Genomic DNA, 17023 nt, shown 5'->3' on the forward strand with positions numbered 1-17023 from the left:
CTGTTTGCCAATGCTCTCTTGCGAGTTGGCGTTCATTTCGCTAGGCGGTGCGCAAATCTAACCACATTGAAGTCAAAGGATACCGCCAGATGGCCGTCCAATATAGCTATGTCATGAAAGGTCTCACCAAGACCTTCCCCGGAGCGCCAAAACCGGTTCTCGATAATATTCACCTGCAGTTCCTGCCGGGTACGAAAATTGCCATCATCGGTAAAAACGGTGCGGGTAAATCCACGCTCATGAAAATCATGGCTGGTCAGGATGACGAATTTCAGGGCGAAGCCTGGGCCGGCGAGAATATTCGCGTGGGTTACCTTGCGCAGGAGCCTGATCTGGACGAGACCAAGACGGTCAAGGAAAACGTCATGGACGGCGTCCGTCCTGTCGCTGATCTGGTGGAGCGGTTCAACGAAATCTCGAACATCATGGGCGATCCGCCGGAAGATGCGGATTTTGACGCGCTGATGGAAGAAATGGGCACGCTGCAGGAAAAAATTGATGCGGTAGATGGCTGGACTTTGGACAACCAGTTGGAAATCGCGATGGAAGCCTTGCGCTGCCCGCCTGGTGACAGCCCGGTGACTGATCTGTCCGGTGGTGAGAAACGCCGTGTGGCGCTGTGCCGCCTGTTGCTCGACAAGCCTGAAATTCTCATGCTCGATGAGCCAACCAACCACTTGGATGCGGAAAGCGTCGCTTGGCTGGAGAAGCATCTGATCGATTATGCCGGCAATGTCATTCTCGTAACCCATGACCGCTACTTCCTCGACAATGTGGTGAATTGGGTGCTGGAAATTGATCGCGGCCGCGGGATCCCGTTTGAAGGCAATTATTCTAACTGGCTCGATGCCAAGGCCAAGCGGATGGCGCAGGAAGAGCGGGAAGATAAGAGCCGGCAGAAAGCTATTGAGAGCGAGCTGCAATGGATGCGGCAGTCTCCCAAAGCGCGGCAAACCAAATCCAAAGCCCGTATCCGCTCATTCGATGATCTGGTCGCGGCACAGGAAAACCGTCAGGTTGGCAAGGCGCAGATATTGATCCAAACACCCGAACGCCTGGGCTCCAAGGTGATTGAGGCCAAGGGTCTGACCAAAGCTTATGGCGACAAGCTATTGTTCGAAAATCTCGAATTCTCGCTGCCACCCGGTGGTATTGTCGGTATTATCGGGGCCAATGGTGCTGGTAAAACAACGCTTTTCCGGATCATTACCGGGCAAGAAACGCCCGATAGCGGGTCACTCGAACTCGGTGACACGGTGAAACTGGGCTATGTCGATCAAAGCCGGGATACGCTGGATGCTTCGAAAAATATCTGGGAAGAAATTTCCGGTGGCCATGACTTTTTCACCTTCGGGAAAAATGAAGTCCAGACCCGCGCCTATGTCGGTGCGTTCAACTTCAAAGGCACCGATCAGCAGAAGAAAGTCGGCCAGCTATCAGGCGGTGAACGCAACCGCGTGCATCTCGCCAAAATGCTGAAAGAGGGCGGCAATGTGCTGCTACTCGACGAGCCAACCAACGATCTTGATGTCGAAACATTGCGCGCATTGGAAGATGCGCTGGAAAGCTTCGCTGGCTGCGCCGTGGTAATTTCGCATGACCGCTTCTTCCTTGATCGGCTCGCCACCCACATTCTGGCGTTCGAAGGCGACAGCCATGTTGAGTGGTTTGAAGGCAATTTCGAAAGCTATGAGGAAGATAAGCGGCGCCGTCTAGGCGATGCTGCGGATCGTCCGACCCGTGTTGCATACAAGAAATTGACGCGCTAAATTGCCATAGTACCTAATCAAATTATCGGCATCGGGGATATCAAGCCATGAAAATGACACCTCTTAATATTGCAATTTTTGCTGGCGCTATAATCATCGGTATGTTCCTGGGTTTGCAATTTTCCGGTTTCGCGTGGCTGCTAATCCCGTTGGCCATTTTTGTGGTTGTGGTTCTGATGCGCAACAAGTCAGGCGACAAAGCCGATCCGGCGGAAACGGCTGAAGCCATGAAAATGATCCCAGCTACTGGGAAAGCCCGGATATACGTGATGCGCAAGGGGTTTGTGGCTGGCCAACAGGGCATGAACATCACCATTGGCGATCAGTTTAACAGCCAGATCCGCAGTAAGTATTTCCTGATGGCGGAAGTTGAACCCGGCACCCATGAAGTCACTGCGCAAATGTCGAGCGGCAGCAAATCAGCGGCCGTTTCGCATGAAGTGACTTTGGCAGAAGGGGAAATTGCTCTTCTGGATATGAAGATCAATATGGGTGCCCTTCAAGGCAAACCTGATTTTACCGAAATTCGGGATGCCAGAGAAGCAAACGGAATGCTGACCGGACTAAAACTGGTTAAGTGGAAATAGCTATCTAGGAAAGCTCAGGGTGCTTGTGCGCTAACTGTCTGACGATTTGAGAGCTTACTAACAGCAATAATAGCCGCCATGGCCATCGCAAATCCCGGGATAATTTCGTAAACACCCGGCCCACCCATAAATGCGGCATTCCAGCCCAGAGCTATCCAAATAATCACCACAACCGCGCCGGTCACTAATCCCGCAACAGCGCCCGCTCCGGTCATCTGTTTCCAAGTCAGCGACAGCAAGATTAACGGTCCAAACGCGGCACCAAAGCCGGCCCAAGCGTTGCTCACTAGTCCCAGAACCTGACTATCTGGATCACGCGCGATATAGATAGCCAGCAAGGCCACCAAAGCGACGAATAACCGCCCGACATTGACCGTCTCCCGCTCGCTGGCTTGTTTGCGCAGGAATAACCGATAGAAATCCTCGGTCAGGGAACTGGACGATACCAGCAGCTGTGAACTGATGGTGCTCATTATGGCGGCCAGCAGAGCGGCGAGCAGAAAGCCGGTAATGAGCGGGTGGAACAGGGTGTTGGCAAGCAGGATGAAGATGGTTTCGGGGTCTTCCAGCACCAGTCCGTTCATCTCGACATAAGCGCGGCCTGTGATTCCGACACCGATCGCTCCGAGCAAAGCCACACCCATCCAGCTCATGCCGATATTGCGCGCTTTGGGGACTTCCGCGACCGAACGGATGGCCATGAACCGGACAATGATATGGGGTTGTCCGAAATAGCCCAAACCCCAAGTGACAGCCGAAAGAAATCCGACAAAGGACAGTCCAGCGGTCAAGCTGAGATAGCCCGGATCAATCCTATTGAGCTGCGATGTAACTGCCCCGACGCCACCATCACCACTTAAAACGACTAGTGGCATCAGCACCAATGCGACAACCATGATGCAGCCCTGGACAAAATCGGTCAGACTGACCGCAAGAAACCCCCCGACCATGGTATAGGCGAGCACCACACCCGCGGTAATCCAGATGCCAGTCATATAGTCGCTCATCGCCGTTTGGCCGAAAAGCCCGGCGAAACTGGTCTCGAACAGCTTGCCACCGCCGACTAGGCCGGCGGCGGTATAGACCGCGAAAAACAACACGATGATGATGGCTGACGTGATACGCAAAGCCAGTGCCTTGTCAGGAAAGCGGTTGGCGAGAAACTCGGGAATGGTGAGGGCGTTGCCCAGTTGTTCCGTCTGTTCGCGCAGGCGGGGCGCGACAATGATCCAGTTGATCAGCGCGCCGACAAACAGCCCGATTCCGATCCAGACCTCCACCATTCCCGCCGCATAAAGTGCACCCGGCAGGCCGAGCAACAGCCAGCCCGACATGTCGGAGGCTCCGGCGGAGAGTGCTGCCACTGCAGGGCTGAGCTTGCGCCCGCCGAGCAGATAGCCTTCGCTGCTATCGGTTGATTTGCGCCACGCATAAAATCCGATGGCGAGCATGGCGGCAAAATACAGGGCGAGCGATATCAATGTTCCGGTTTGCATGGCGCTAGCGCAACCGTTTCACAAATAACTGGCTCTTATCATCACGTTTTGTCTGAAAGTTCGGAACTTCTTCGAACATGTCCGATAGCCTTGAAAAGCCGTAATTGCGCACATCGAAGCTGGAACGGTTGCCGGCAATCTTCCCGACTTCCGACAGGCTTGCATAGCCTTCGGCATCTCGCTTGCTCGCCTGGTAAGCGTCGATGAGCAGCTTGAGCAATTGGTCATCGACCTTGCCTCGCGCACTGGGCTCCTCCTCACCATCATCGGCTTTCGCAGCCGTCTTGGCGCCACTATCGCCGCTGCGTTCTCTTCTATTGGCCTTGATCAGCGCATCGACATCGATGAAACGACTGCAGGCCTGTTTAAAGGCTTCGGGCGTCTTGGCGCTCCCAAAGCCGTAGACGGGAATGCCTTCCTGCCGGATGCGCATGGCCAGCGGCATGAAGTCGCTATCGCTGCTCATCACGCCAAAGCCGCCGATATTGCCACGAAACAGCAAGTCCATCGCATCAATGGTCATCTTCATGTCAGTGGCATTTTTGCCCTTGGTCATGTCAAATTGCTGCTGTGGCTCTATGCCATATTTGTGCAAGATATCGACCCAGCCCTTCAGCGACTGTTTGCGCCAGTTACCATAAGCGCGCCGAATATTGACCGTGCCCAGCTCAGCCAGTGCCGTCAAAACCGGATCAAGTCCGGCATGACTGGCATTGTCAGCATCAATCAGCAGGGCGATATTATCATTATGTAATTTTGTCATTGCCACAGTGATGAACTTCGCGTGGCGAGGCTTCAAGCGGAAAAAACGGCTTTCCTACATTGCCTCCATTTCACAAGATATTTTCGACTCTTCAACACGGGTGTGTTTGACAGAAAAATACCTATTTAAATGAACAATAGGAGAAATTTAGGGCGATTCAGTGTCGATACTTTAGAAACTCGCGGAACGTCCACTCTTGCCGTCTCTTATGGCACGAGCCATTGTCCGGTCCATTCCGTGGCGGTTGCGTCCCATGAGAACAACGCGCGCCGGTGACCGGTATGGGCGAGATAAAGCCATTCTATCTGTTCAATTTCCGCCAATAAAACTGCAAAATTGGGGCGTCCGGGAAGGACTTCCTCCTCATTGGGCTTGCGGCCCTCAAGGTCGCTGGCAAGTCCTGATATCGGTTTGTCGGTTGCTGCTCCGGGACCCGGCTCCGCGAGATAACAGCGCTTCCCGAAAAGCGATGTCTCCGACCAGGCTTTATCAGCTGCAGCGCTATCGGTTTCGATCCTGGCGGTTCCGGAAAGGCGCAGCTGTATTTTGGCCCCTGGATGGTAGCCAAGGACCGATATCGGCGCGTCCTCGGCTATATCATCTGTTTTGCCTGCGCGATTATCGGTGTGGAAGCGCAGTAGCCGGTCGTCCTTGCGTGCTTCCCGCAGCACCATGATGCGTTGTCGGGGCAGGCCGGTTGGGCTGATCGTTCCGACACAAGGCGTGTGCAGCGGAGATTTGCGATCCTTCGATCCGCGGCCCAACAGCTTCCATCCTTCGGCGAGGGAAAGAGACAGGTCGTTCAGAAAAGCTTGTTCGGGTTGCTCGCTCATTCCACCGCTTCGAATCGCCCATTGGCTTCGTCGAGAGTGAATAAGGTGGCTTCGCCGATGGCGTACCACGCACCATGCAATTTAATCTCGCCGCTTTGCTCGCGTTCGGCAATGAAGGGAAAACTCCGCAGATTATTGAGGCTGATCTTGATGGCTTCCAGTTCCAGTTCCCGTTGTGGATTTGCATGGTTTGCCGAGACAACCTCATCGCGGGCCTCTGTGATGATCGACATCCATTCGTCAATGAAACTGTGGCCGGGAAGCCCGAGCTCACCGCCTTTTAAGGCCGCACTAATCCCGCCGCATTGGCCGTGCCCCAGTACCACAATATGTTTGACGTTCAGCCCAGTGACACCAAATTCGATCGCCGCAGACGCGCCATGCATCCCACCGCTGTCATCATAGGGAGGCACGAGATTGGCGACATTGCGCAGGGCGAACATCTGGCCTGGTCCCGTATCAAAGATGGTTGCGGGATCAACCCGGCTGTCGCAGCAGGAAATGACCATGATTGGCGGCGCTTGGCCGATTTTGGACAATTCATCGTAACGCGCCCGCTGTTTAGGATAAGCATCTTCCCGGAAACGCTTATATCCCTCCAGTAGTGCATGAAATTCAGGCATTAGAAACGATCCCCCCGGACGACCTCCACATTTGCGACGGTTAGCAGCAAACTGTGGCTGTCTAGTAGCGGAGCCAGCACATCCGTCAACTGACCCGCCTTTTCTTCGTTTGCGATCATCAGCACAAGTGATTTCGCAGCAGCTCCACTGACCTCATCCTGCTGCCATCGCCCATCGCGGCCACCGCCCGATGCTATTTTGATAACGCTCCAGCCAGAAATATCGACCTGTTTCACATAGCTGATAATTTTCGGGATAAGCGGATTATCGACCAGTATCTCTATCCGTTTGCGTTGAACTGTTGCGACCATATCTTACCCCAGAAATTTTGCGATTGCGGCAAACAAAGAGATACCGAAAAGAATGTTGAATGGAAAGGTAATGCCCAGCGACATCGCCAGATAAATGCCCGGATCGGCCTGGGGAAGGGCCAGGCGCATAGCCGCTGGTACCGCGATATAGGAGGCGCTGGCGCACAAAACCCCCAAAATAGCGGCCGATCCCGGATCGAGGCCAACAAAGGTTCCGACGACGGTTCCGATAGTGCCATTGATGATTGGAAGTAATATCGCGAGTGTCGCCAATGGGACTGTGATTTTGCGGGTTTCCAGCAAACGGCGGGCAGCAATAAGGCCCATGTCGAGCAGGAAAAGACAGAGAACACCATTAAATCCGATTGCGAAGAGCGGTTTGATCGGTTCAAACCCTTCGGCACCAGCGATAAAACCGATTATGAAAGCGCCTAGCAGCAGGATCACGGAGGCATTGGTTAGAACCTCGTGCATCAGGTTTGATCCGCTATCATTGGCGGCGTTGTCGCTATCTTTCAGTCTTTTAGAATAGGCTCGGGCTAACAATAGTCCAGTGATAATAGCCGGGATTTCCATCAGTGCCATAACGCCGACCATGAAGCCATCCGGCGGCAATCCTGTAACGGTTAACAGCTCTACAGCTGTTACAAAGGTCACAACGCTTACCGATCCGTAGTGGGCAGCGACAGCGCCAGCGTCAATCGCGCCAAGTTTTGCAAAAGACCGTAACAATATGAAAGCCAGAATCGGAAGCGTGAAGCCGAGCAGGACACCTGAAACTGCGGCTGCAACAAGATCCATTGAAAAGCCGGTGGAAGCGACCTCAACCCCACCCTTCAGGCCGATGGCTGCCATCAGATAGATGGACATGGCCTTGGCAAAGGCTTCTGGAATAGCAAGATCGGACCGGATGAAGGCGGCAAAAAAACCAAGAATGAAGAAAAGTATGACGGGGGAGGTGAGTGTTTCGACGATCATAATGCCCCGCTATCTAAACAATTTATATTAGAATTAGCAGCCATATCGCGGTTGGCAAGCGCGTCTGTCATCGCTATCTCATAGAAATGAACGAAATTACGAAGATAGCATCGCCTTCTGGCAAGCCTGTCCGGCAAAGGAAACCTGACTGGATTCGCGTGAAAGCGCCGATGGGCAAGGGGTTTGAAGAGACCCGCAAGCTGATGCGCGAGCACAAGCTTAATACAGTTTGCGAAGAAGCGGCTTGTCCCAATATCGGTGAATGTTGGACAAAGAAACATGCAACCGTGATGATTTTGGGCGATGTCTGCACCCGAGCTTGCGCATTCTGCAATGTCAAAACCGGCATGCCGATGAAGGTCGACGTGCTGGAACCGCAACATACAGCGGATGCTGCAGCAAAGCTGGGCCTAGAGCATATCGTTATAACATCGGTGGACCGGGACGATCTGCCTGATGGAGGCGCCAGCCAGTTTATAAAAGTCATTGAGGCACTACGCCGGACGACACCAGATACGACAATCGAGATTTTAACTCCGGACTTCCGTAATAAGGCTGATGCAGCGGTTGAAGCGATCGTTACCGCCCGGCCAGATGTTTATAACCATAATCTGGAAACAGTTCCTCGGCTTTATCCTAATATCCGGCCTGGCGCACGCTATTACGCGTCGCTTCGTCTCTTGGAGCAGGTGAAGCGACTTGATCCTTCGATCTTCACAAAATCTGGAATCATGCTTGGCTTAAGCGAGCAGCGGCTTGAGGTACATCAAGTGATGGACGATATGCGGTCTGCCGATATCGATTTCTTGACTATGGGCCAATATCTGCAGCCAACGCCGAAACATGTGAAGGTGGATGAATTTATCAAACCACAAGCTTTTGATGCCTACGCTTCGATAGCACGTGCCAAAGGCTTTTTGTTGGTGGCTTCCAGTCCGCTAACCCGTTCGAGCTATCATGCGGGCGATGATTTTGCGAAAATGCGTCAGGCCCGTGAGGAAAAGCTAGCCCGTGCCGGCGCATAGAGAGACCCGCGAGCTTCCCTATAGTGCCGCTCAAATGTATGCACTGGTGGCTGATGTAGGACGCTATGAAGAATTTCTGCCATGGGTTGTGGGAACACGGATACGTTCCGACACGCAGGTCGAAATGGTCGCCGATATGATTGTTGGCTTTAAGGGACTACGCGAGCAGTTTACTTCGCGTGTGGTAAAGGATGCTACGAACCGCACAATAGAGGTCGATTATCTGGATGGGCCGTTGAAGCAACTCCACAACGAATGGATGTTCCGAGAACGTGACGGAGGCGGCAGCTATGTTGATTTCTACGTTGAGTTCACATTCAAAAATCGGATGTTTGAAAAGCTTGCAGGCCAAATGTTTGCTAAGGCTTTGCATAAAATGACCAGCGCATTTGAAGAGCGCGCTGGTGTTATTTACGGCAATAACTATTCGGATGTATCAGGAAGCAACAGTTCAAGCGCAACCAGCGCTGCTTGAAGCCGGATATCCGCCCGGCTTTTATCCGCTCCAAAATTATGGCGATCAGCCACTACATCATCAATGCTTTTGCCCTTTTCGGCCTTAGCAAAAACCACTGTCCCTACCGGTTTTTTTTCCGTTCCACCGCCGGGGCCGGCAACGCCAGTTATAGCAACAGCCACGTCGCATTCTGATTTTTCCAGAGCCCCTCGAGCCATACCCCAGGCCACAGCGATCGATACGGCACCGAATGTTTCAAGCATATCGTCACTTACATCGAGCATTTTCTGTTTGGCTCCGTTAGAATAGGTGTTGAAACCACATTCAAACACATCGCTACTGCCAGCTATTTCTGTAAGCGCTGCGGCGACTAGACCCCCGGTGCAACTCTCGGCTACAGCGATTCTCCGGCCAGATTTTCTGTTAGAATCAATAACTTGCTCCGCCAAATTGACGAGTTTTTCGGGCAGTAGATTTTGCATGAGATCCCGCTAGCCTATTCGATCGCCGCTTTGCAAATGTTGAAGGTGCTTTTTTTGTCACCTTTTTTATCACTATTGCCGAGCTGCGCCACCATCACTGTTAAACTCGCAATGTTAGAAGTCGGCATTGGCTCGAGCAGCTTGTAAACTTTGTTGATCGTCGGGCAGTCTTTTTCTTTGATTTCTTCAGCAAGCATAGCCGGGATCATGGCGTCAATCAGCGGACGAAAGGCATTCATTTCCATGTTTTCAGGCAGGTCCTGCCCTACGAGCATTCCGATAGCGGTGCTCGCTTCCGGCCATGCATCACGAGAATCTGCTACATAACGCTGCATTTGCGCTGAATCGACCTGCAGTAAAGCTGCGGTCGCGGGCAAACTGTTCGTACATTTGTTTCTGGCAGCGCCCAGAGCGACAGGCAAAACATATGTAATCAGCGACTCTGCGGTTTCCGGGGGGATACATTGATCAGCTTCTGCTGCTTGTAACGTGGTTGAACTTAACAATGCCAGAATGGCGGGAACCGTTGCTATTTTTGTCAACATTACTCTTACTCCATTGATATTGTTGCAACTGCCTGAGCCGCAATACCTTCGCCGCGGCCAGTGAAGCCCAGTTGTTCGGTTGTGGTGGCCTTCACACTGACTTGCTCGGTCGGAAGGCCAAGCATATTTGCGATATTCTGCCGCATTGCTTCTCGGTGTGGTTTGATTTTAGGTGCTTCGCAAATCACAGTCATGTCGACGTTATTGATGGCGCCACCTTTCTGTTTAATGACTGATACCGCGAATTCGACGAATTTGTCGGATGACGCGCCGCGCCATTTCGGATCTGAAGGCGGAAAATGATCGCCAATGTCGCCTGCGCCAGCGGCGCCGAGCAAAGCATCAGTCAAAGCATGGAGTAGCACATCAGCATCGCTATGCCCCGCAAGTCCTTTGTCATGAGCAATCTTCAGACCGCCTAACCATAATTCTTCACCAGCAGCCAGTTGGTGGACATCGAAGCCCGTCCCAGTGCGTATTTGGATCATATTTTTTTCCGATAGTTGGTCAAAGTCGGCGGCTGTAGTGTATTTTTTCAACGCTTCATCGCCTTCAACAATAGCTACCTGATTTCCTGCAGCCTTGAAAATTTGCGCGTCGTCAGTTGCATCAAACTCTGCGGACGATAGGTCATGGGCTTTTAGCAGCTTATTGAAGTTAAAAGCTTGCGGAGTTTGTACGCGCCAAAGCGCGTCTCTATCCAGTGCCTGTTCCAAATATCTATCTATAATATTTATCGTTGTATCTACTACAGGGAGGACTGGGATCACCCCGCTTTCGTGCTCCAGAGATGCAAGTAGCCTATCAATCATCATTTGTGATAAAAAAGGGCGCGCGGCATCGTGAATCAGGACGTTTTTTGCACCGCCAGCTGCGGCGATCGCTGACAAACCATTTTTGACACTGTCTTGACGCGTAGCGCCGCCCATAACAATTTCATAGTTATTCAATTCCTCCAATGCATCGAGTAGCTGGTCTTCTTGGCCAGCTTGGATAACTACCCAAAGCTTGGAAATATCTGGATGCTCCAGAAACTTGACCGCGCTGTGCCGCACCATGGGGAGGCCTCGTATAAGAGCATATTGTTTGGGTAGCCCCAAACCAGACCGTTCACCTCGGCCAGCAGCGACGATCAAAGCATGATTTTGAGGGGTTTGCGCAACAGAATCAGTCATTCCAAGTGATCTAGCCCAGTCCCTTCTTGCCTGCCAGCCGCTTTGACGATAAAGGCTGCTTAAATTTTAGGCAGTAGACATGACATTAGAACCCATATCGATTGATAATATAACGATCAACAGCCCAGTGTTGTTGGCACCAATGACCGGTGTGACCGATCTGCCGTTTCGTAAATTGGTGCGTCGCTTCGGGTCCGGTTTGAATGTGACCGAAATGATTGCGAGCCAAGCAATGATCCGTGAAACGCGCCAGTCGTTGCAAAAATGCGCATGGGATCCCAGTGAAGAACCAGTGTCAATGCAGCTGGCTGGTTGCTCGCCAGACGCGATGGCCGAAGCGGCAAAATTAAATGAAGATCGCGGCGCGCAAATTATCGATATCAACATGGGCTGCCCAGTAAAAAAAGTGGTAAACGGCGATGCAGGCTCTGCATTGATGCGAGATTTGCCATTGGCTGCAGCTCTTATCAAAGCGACCGTTAAAGCTGTGAACGTACCGGTGACGGTAAAAATGCGGATGGGCTGGGACCACAACAGCCTAAATGCTCCAGAACTTGCTCATATAGCAGAAGATCTTGGCGCAAAGATGATCACTGTTCACGGTCGTACACGATGCCAGATGTATAAAGGCAGCGCTGATTGGACTTTTGTACGGCAAGTAAAAGATGCTGTGTCTGTACCTGTTATTGTAAACGGTGATATTTGCACAATCGAAGATTGTGAACGCGCTTTGACGGAGAGCGGGGCGGATGGCCTGATGATCGGGCGAGGCGCTTATGGAAAACCTTGGTTGTTAGGACAAGTGATGCACTGGTTTGAGCATGGAACAACGTTGCCTGACCCCGATCTACAGTCCCAATATGCAGTTTTGGAAGAACATTATCGCGCGATGCTGGACCTTTACGGGGAAGATATTGGTGTCAAAGTCGCGCGTAAGCATATTGGTTGGTACACTAAGGGGCTGCCAGGGTCCGCAGATTTTCGTAATCAAGCCAATAAAGAAATGGACGCGACCAAAGTGCTCGTCATGTTGCGGGATTTTTATACGCCTTGGCTCGAAAAAGCTGCGGCCTAATGGCGGACTTGCCGTCGGCAGAACAGATTTTTGCTGGTTTGCCAGATGCTTTGCTGATTATCGATGAGAACCACCAGATTGCAAAGGTAAATCCGGTCGCTGAAAATTTTCTTGGGCAAAGCGCCAGACATTTAATTGGTGCGCATGTTGCAGATCAAATTCAGTTTCAGGATGAGCGTTTGGCCAAAGCCTTGCTGAACAGGGAAGCAAATGTCGCTGCTCGACGCGTTCCTGTTATCGTAAAGGGGCAAGAAGGCGGTTTAGTGAATTTTGATATTCACACTATACCGTCCGATCAACGTTGGCGGATCGTCTCAATTGCGCCACTTCCTGCAGATGGACCGGTTATAGAAAGACGGTCGAGCGAACAAGAACAGTTCTCAGTACGAGCACCTGATATATTGGGACATGAGATTAAAAACCCTTTGGCGGCAATTAAAGGTGCAGCACAACTTCTCGATCGTTCCCTGAGCGATGACCAAAGGCCTTTGACTCACATGATCAAAGGAGAGGTTGAACGGATCGCGAATTTACTCGACCGAATGCAGAGCCTTTCGACCAAACAACCCGCCAAAGTGGAGCCCGCAAATGTGCATTCTTTGATTGACCGGGCTAGAAAGTCGATCGAAACTGCGCATAATGGCGATCTTAAGATAACGGACCAATTCGACCCCTCCTTGCCAGAGGTTTTGGTTGATCCAGACGCGATGCTGCAGGTTTTGACCAACCTATTGTCCAATGCCGTAGACGCCACAAAGAAGCTTGATAATCGGGATATTCAAGTCATCACTCGCTATAGTTTCGGCGCATCCCTGTCGGTTCATGGTTCCGATCAAATCGTTCGATTGCCAGTTGAAATCATTGTGAGAGACAATGGTCCTGGAGTGCCCCCCGAACTTGAGCAGGATATTTTTTCACCGTTTGTATCGACCAAAAGAGACGGACAGGGTCTTGGTTTGGCGCTTGTTAGGAAATTGATAAACGATATGAACGGAAGGGTAAGATATAAACGGGCTAGTGGCGCAAAGAATACCCAGTTCATTCTGTTTTTACCCGTAGCGGAAAGAGGGTAGTTCGATGGATAAGCAAACGGTTTTGTTGGTTGAAGACGATCCGTCAGTCAGTCATATTATCTCTACCGCATTGAAGGCTGAAGGCATGGCAGTAGATAGTTGTAAATCTGTCGAAGACAGGGATGCGCTGCTAGCTAGTGGTAAATATGATCTTCTAATTACAGATGTGGGTTTGGGCGAAGACGACGGAATTGCTACCTTGGATGCTGTGAAAGTAAGAGATCCAAGCCTGCCCATTATCGTAATATCAGCTCAAAATACTCTGAATACTGCAGTCCGCGCCTCCGAAACTGGCGCGTTTGAATATTTCCCTAAGCCCTTTGACCTAGATGAATTGGTTGAAGTTGTGCAGCAAGCGATGAAACCGCGTAGCGCTGGATTGTCGACGGAAAATTTGGAGGAAGATAATCTTCCGCTGGTGGGGCGTAGTCCAGCGATGCAAGAAGTTTATCGAATGATTGCAAGGCTTTTGCGCAATGATCTTTCGGTGCTCATTTTGGGTGAATCTGGTACTGGCAAAGAATTGGTCGCTGAAGCCATACACACTTTAGGCCATCGCAAAGCCGGACCGTTTATCGCCGTTAATATGGCCGCGATTCCAACCGATTTGATCGAGGCAGAATTGTTCGGACATGAAAAAGGAGCGTTTACCGGGGCGGTGAGCAGCGCGGCGGGCAAATTTGAACAGGCGCAGGGCGGCACCCTTTTTCTGGACGAGATTGGCGATATGCCAATGCATGCGCAGACTAGACTGTTGCGTGCGCTGCAATCCGGCGAGATAAACCGAGTGGGCGGCAAAGGGTTGATCAAGCTTGATGTCCGGATCATTGCAGCTACCAATCAGGATTTCGTCAATCTGATCGAAGAGGGCAAATTCCGTGAAGATTTATACTACCGGATTAACGTTGTTCCGATAGAACTACCACCGCTACGCGATCGGGCCAGTGACGTCCCAGCTTTGGCCAATCATTTCCTTAACCTTGCTGTATCAGAAGGCTTACCAAAAAAGGCTGTAACAACCGATGGCATGGAGTTGCTCTCTCGCCATAGTTGGCGCGGAAATGTCAGAGAGTTGAAAAATCTTATTTACCGGCTTGTCGTTACTGCTCGGGAAGAAGAGTTATCTGAAGCCGCCATAAGACAGATTTTGCAGGCCGAGCACAACGAAGAGCAGGGCCAAATATCAGGGTCCGGTTTTCCAGATATCGTGAAGTCCATTATCGGTGATTTGATGTCGGATAAGGGACAGGGGCATTCCTTATATGTCAGAGCACTAGAAAAGTTTGAACGGCCTATGTTGGAAGAGGTTTTGCGCAAGGCAAATGGTAATCAGATTAAGGCGGCCACGATGCTCGGTATTAATCGGAACACCTTGAGAAAAAAGCTCACCGAATATGATATCGATCCGGTACGATCACGATAGACTGATTCCTCCACACGCCCAAGCGTGACATTTTTGCGTCATTAGTGCTGTTTTTACAACGAATCTGTTGTATCAAGACCACAATGAATGCTCCTCAACCTCCTCTTGAAAAGCGATCTCCGGCTTGGCTCAGGCGTTTGTCGCTTCTCGCAGAAGACAATAAAGCGATGAAGAGAGTAGAGTGGGGCGTGATACTTTTGTTTCTCGCCATGGCAGCCGGCAGCTATATGCTGTTAAGTTCTCAGTCGGGCCGGACTGACTTTATTTCTCCGCCGCTGACTGCCGCATTGCTTGTCGCAAATCTAATTCCCGCAATTATTCTGTTGGTTTTGCTCGGCCGCCGCATCGCGAAGGGAAGGGCGGCAAAATCAGCAGTGGGGAGCAGTGGACGTCTCCATGTACGGCTAGTAGCACTATTCTCTTTGGTAGCCAGTGTGCCAATGCTGCTGGTGGTGATTTTTGCATCCTTGCTCTTTCAATATGGTGTTGAATTTTGGTTTTCTGATCGTGCGCGCGGTATGCTCGAAAATGCGAACAACTTGGCGCGTGGATATTATGATCAAAACCGCCGGGATGTCGGCCTTGAAACGATTACGATGGCAGGTGATTTGCGTAGCTTTTTAGCTGAGAAAGGCATCAACCATCCAGAATTTGCTGAAAATTATTCTTATCAGGTTTTAAACCGCAAACTGAACGAATCCGCGATTATTCAATATGGCGATGATGGTGTAGCCCGGACGGCCGCAGCTGTTAATCCGGATAGCGGCGATGAAGATACTAAAATTACTGAAGAAGTGATTGAGCAGTTGATGGCTGGCGAAAGCTATGTTGTCACAGCCAAAGCTAACAAGATCGAAGCCGTAACTCTGCTCGATTTGGAATCGCAGGTTTTTCTCTATGCAGGCCGTGATTCAGACATGTTGGCGCTTAGTCAATGGGAGCGCGCGCAGTCAGTTCTTGAAGATTACGACAATTTGTTCACCCGATCGCGAAGCCTGCAATTACAATTTAATATTGCTCTGTTTGTGGTTTCGCTGTTTATCGTCGGGCTGGCCCTATGGATTGCACTGGCGGTTGCTGATCGAATGGTTAGGCCGGTGGGAGAACTAGTCCACGCTGCCAAAAGAATTACGGAAGGCGACTTGGCGACCCGCGTACCGTCGCCGTTCGAGAAGGACGAAATAGGCACGTTAGGCAGAGCGTTTAACAGGATGACAGAGCGACTAGAGACCCAGACCTTGGCCTTGCTTACAGCCAACGAGCAATTGGGTAGCCGCAGGGCCTTTATCGAAACGGTGCTTGAATCCGTGACAGCTGGCATAATCAGCCTGGATAAATCAGGGCGAGTTAGCTTGGTTAATTCGAGAGCTCAAGCTCTCCTCGCGAGGCAGAATGAGAATCTTCTGGAGTCACAGATTTCAGAAGTCGCGCCTGAATTTACGGCGCTGATTGAGGAAGGCGTTGAAAATTCGATTATCCAGTTTTCGACCGGTAGTGAAATTCGCACACTGGAGGTGAAAATCGTTAGCGGACCATCGGGGCATGTGATTACTTTTGAAGATATCACGCAACGGCTTCTGGATCAGCGCCGTGCGGCTTGGTCAGATGTGGCTCGTCGGATTGCACATGAGATTAAGAATCCGCTTACTCCCATCCAGCTGGCGGCTGAACGGTTACAGCGACGCTTTGGTAAAAACATTGATGAAGGTGCACCGATATTCTCCCAACTGACAGGTACAATTGTTCGTCAAGTCGGCGACCTACGAAATATTGTTGATGAGTTTTCTTCATTTGCGCGGATGCCAAAACCGGTTTTCAGAGAAGAAAATCTAACCGACATCGTGAAACAGGCGATTTTTTTGCAAGAAGTCGCGCATCCCAAGATTCAGTTCCGGTTTGACGCAGATGATCCGCAAACATCTCTGGTTTGCGATCGTAGGCAGTTGGGGCAGGCGCTCACAAACATTGTAAAAAATGCCGTTGAAGCGATTGAGCAGAAAGCAGAAGGTAATGCTGATTTTGCAAAAGAAGATGGCGAGATAGTCATGTCGGTCCATCGATATGAAGACGATATTGAAATCCAACTGGATGACAATGGGATTGGGCTTCCTGCCGAACGAGAGCGTATTGTCGAGCCGTACATGACAACGCGAGACAAGGGTACTGGGCTCGGTTTGGCGATTGTGAAGAAAATTGTCGAAGAACATTTTGGAACGATAGCCTTCGCAGACTCTTGCCCACCCGAGGATGGCAGCGGTACACGGGTGACTATATTACTTAACCCCAAAAAGCTGGAACGTTTGGCTGATAACTTCTCTGAAGATGGCCAGTCCGTAGATCAACTCAAACAGCGGATCGAAACAGACGACGTAAAACGTCCGCAAACAGATAAATTACCCCCAATTTAG

17 protein-coding genes are annotated in these 17023 nt (G+C 51.1%); 8 read left to right on the forward strand and 9 right to left on the reverse strand.

Features of this window, described 5'->3' with window-relative positions; genetic code table 11:
- Nucleotides 1-89 precede the first annotated feature (89 nt).
- Together ettA and J4G78_RS00920 are read left to right on the forward strand one after the other, a co-directional pair.
- Nucleotides 90-1769: an energy-dependent translational throttle protein EttA gene (ettA, locus tag J4G78_RS00915; protein ID WP_207988022.1), complete on the forward strand. Its 1680-nt coding sequence runs from the start codon at nt 90-92 to the stop codon at nt 1767-1769.
- A 47-nt stretch (nt 1770-1816) separates the two neighbouring features.
- Nucleotides 1817-2356 carry a hypothetical protein gene (locus J4G78_RS00920; RefSeq protein ID WP_207988023.1) on the forward strand — a complete coding sequence of 180 codons (540 nt, stop codon included), beginning with the start codon at nt 1817-1819 and terminating at the stop codon, nt 2354-2356.
- Between the two features lie 14 nt (nt 2357-2370).
- Here the strand turns inward: J4G78_RS00920 and putP are convergent, their stop codons facing one another.
- The 6 genes from putP to J4G78_RS00950 all read right to left on the reverse strand — a co-directional run bounded on the left by putP (nt 2371) and on the right by J4G78_RS00950 (nt 7360).
- A complete protein-coding gene (putP, locus tag J4G78_RS00925; RefSeq protein WP_207988024.1) occupies nt 2371-3852 on the reverse strand; it encodes a sodium/proline symporter PutP in 1482 nt (493 codons plus the stop codon).
- 4 nt (nt 3853-3856) lie between these two features.
- Nucleotides 3857-4615, reverse strand: a complete 759-nt coding sequence (locus tag J4G78_RS00930; RefSeq protein WP_207988025.1) for an NYN domain-containing protein — start codon at nt 4613-4615, stop codon at nt 3857-3859.
- Nucleotides 4616-4821: 206 nt separating this feature from the next.
- On the reverse strand, nt 4822-5448 hold the full coding sequence (locus tag J4G78_RS00935; protein WP_207988026.1) for a pyridoxamine 5'-phosphate oxidase family protein: 627 nt from the start codon (nt 5446-5448) through the stop codon (nt 4822-4824).
- Nucleotides 5445-6071: a carbonic anhydrase gene (locus J4G78_RS00940; RefSeq protein ID WP_207988027.1), complete on the reverse strand. Its 627-nt coding sequence runs from the start codon at nt 6069-6071 to the stop codon at nt 5445-5447. The genes J4G78_RS00935 and J4G78_RS00940 overlap by 4 nt, the downstream gene beginning before the upstream one ends.
- On the reverse strand, nt 6071-6382 hold the full coding sequence (locus tag J4G78_RS00945) for a P-II family nitrogen regulator (RefSeq protein ID WP_207988028.1): 312 nt from the start codon (nt 6380-6382) through the stop codon (nt 6071-6073). The genes J4G78_RS00940 and J4G78_RS00945 overlap by 1 nt, the downstream gene beginning before the upstream one ends.
- A 3-nt stretch (nt 6383-6385) precedes the next feature.
- On the reverse strand, nt 6386-7360 hold the full coding sequence (locus tag J4G78_RS00950) for a sodium-dependent bicarbonate transport family permease (protein WP_207988029.1): 975 nt from the start codon (nt 7358-7360) through the stop codon (nt 6386-6388).
- 86 nt (nt 7361-7446) lie between these two features.
- Between J4G78_RS00950 and lipA the strand changes: the two genes are divergently transcribed.
- Nucleotides 7447-8385, forward strand: coding sequence for a lipoyl synthase (gene lipA, locus J4G78_RS00955; RefSeq protein ID WP_207988030.1), 939 nt, complete (start codon nt 7447-7449; stop codon nt 8383-8385).
- Nucleotides 8372-8860, forward strand: coding sequence for a type II toxin-antitoxin system RatA family toxin (locus J4G78_RS00960; RefSeq protein ID WP_207988031.1), 489 nt, complete (start codon nt 8372-8374; stop codon nt 8858-8860). The genes lipA and J4G78_RS00960 overlap by 14 nt, the downstream gene beginning before the upstream one ends.
- Here the strand turns inward: J4G78_RS00960 and J4G78_RS00965 are convergent.
- Genes J4G78_RS00965 through J4G78_RS00975 form a run of 3 tightly spaced genes read right to left on the reverse strand, consistent with a single transcriptional unit; the run spans nt 8809 to nt 11044 of the window.
- Nucleotides 8809-9324, reverse strand: coding sequence for a CinA family protein (locus J4G78_RS00965; RefSeq protein WP_207988032.1), 516 nt, complete (start codon nt 9322-9324; stop codon nt 8809-8811). The two genes, J4G78_RS00960 and J4G78_RS00965, sit on opposite strands and share 52 nt — an antisense overlap.
- Nucleotides 9325-9338: 14 nt before the next feature.
- Nucleotides 9339-9869 (reverse strand): hypothetical protein, encoded by a 531-nt coding sequence (locus tag J4G78_RS00970; RefSeq protein WP_207988033.1) that lies wholly within the window; start codon nt 9867-9869, stop codon nt 9339-9341.
- Nucleotides 9870-9874: 5 nt separating this feature from the next.
- Nucleotides 9875-11044: a bifunctional 2-C-methyl-D-erythritol 4-phosphate cytidylyltransferase/2-C-methyl-D-erythritol 2,4-cyclodiphosphate synthase gene (locus J4G78_RS00975; RefSeq protein ID WP_207988034.1), complete on the reverse strand. Its 1170-nt coding sequence runs from the start codon at nt 11042-11044 to the stop codon at nt 9875-9877.
- Nucleotides 11045-11123: 79 nt separating this feature from the next.
- Here J4G78_RS00975 and dusB point away from each other — a divergent pair, with 79 nt between their 5' ends.
- The 4 genes from dusB to J4G78_RS00995 all read left to right on the forward strand — a co-directional run bounded on the left by dusB (nt 11124) and on the right by J4G78_RS00995 (nt 17023).
- Nucleotides 11124-12119, forward strand: a complete 996-nt coding sequence (gene dusB, locus J4G78_RS00980) for a tRNA dihydrouridine synthase DusB (protein ID WP_207988035.1) — start codon at nt 11124-11126, stop codon at nt 12117-12119.
- Nucleotides 12119-13192, forward strand: a complete 1074-nt coding sequence (locus tag J4G78_RS00985) for a two-component system sensor histidine kinase NtrB (RefSeq protein ID WP_259371345.1) — start codon at nt 12119-12121, stop codon at nt 13190-13192. Before dusB ends, J4G78_RS00985 begins: the two co-directional genes overlap by 1 nt.
- Nucleotides 13193-13196: 4 nt before the next feature.
- A complete protein-coding gene (gene ntrC / locus J4G78_RS00990; protein WP_207988037.1) occupies nt 13197-14615 on the forward strand; it encodes a nitrogen regulation protein NR(I) in 1419 nt (472 codons plus the stop codon).
- A gap of 83 nt (nt 14616-14698) precedes the next feature.
- Nucleotides 14699-17023 (forward strand): sensor histidine kinase, encoded by a 2325-nt coding sequence (locus J4G78_RS00995; RefSeq protein WP_207990305.1) that lies wholly within the window; start codon nt 14699-14701, stop codon nt 17021-17023.

It is taken from the genome of Parasphingorhabdus cellanae (assembly GCF_017498565.1).
GTDB classification, from domain to species: domain Bacteria; phylum Pseudomonadota; class Alphaproteobacteria; order Sphingomonadales; family Sphingomonadaceae; genus Parasphingorhabdus; species Parasphingorhabdus cellanae.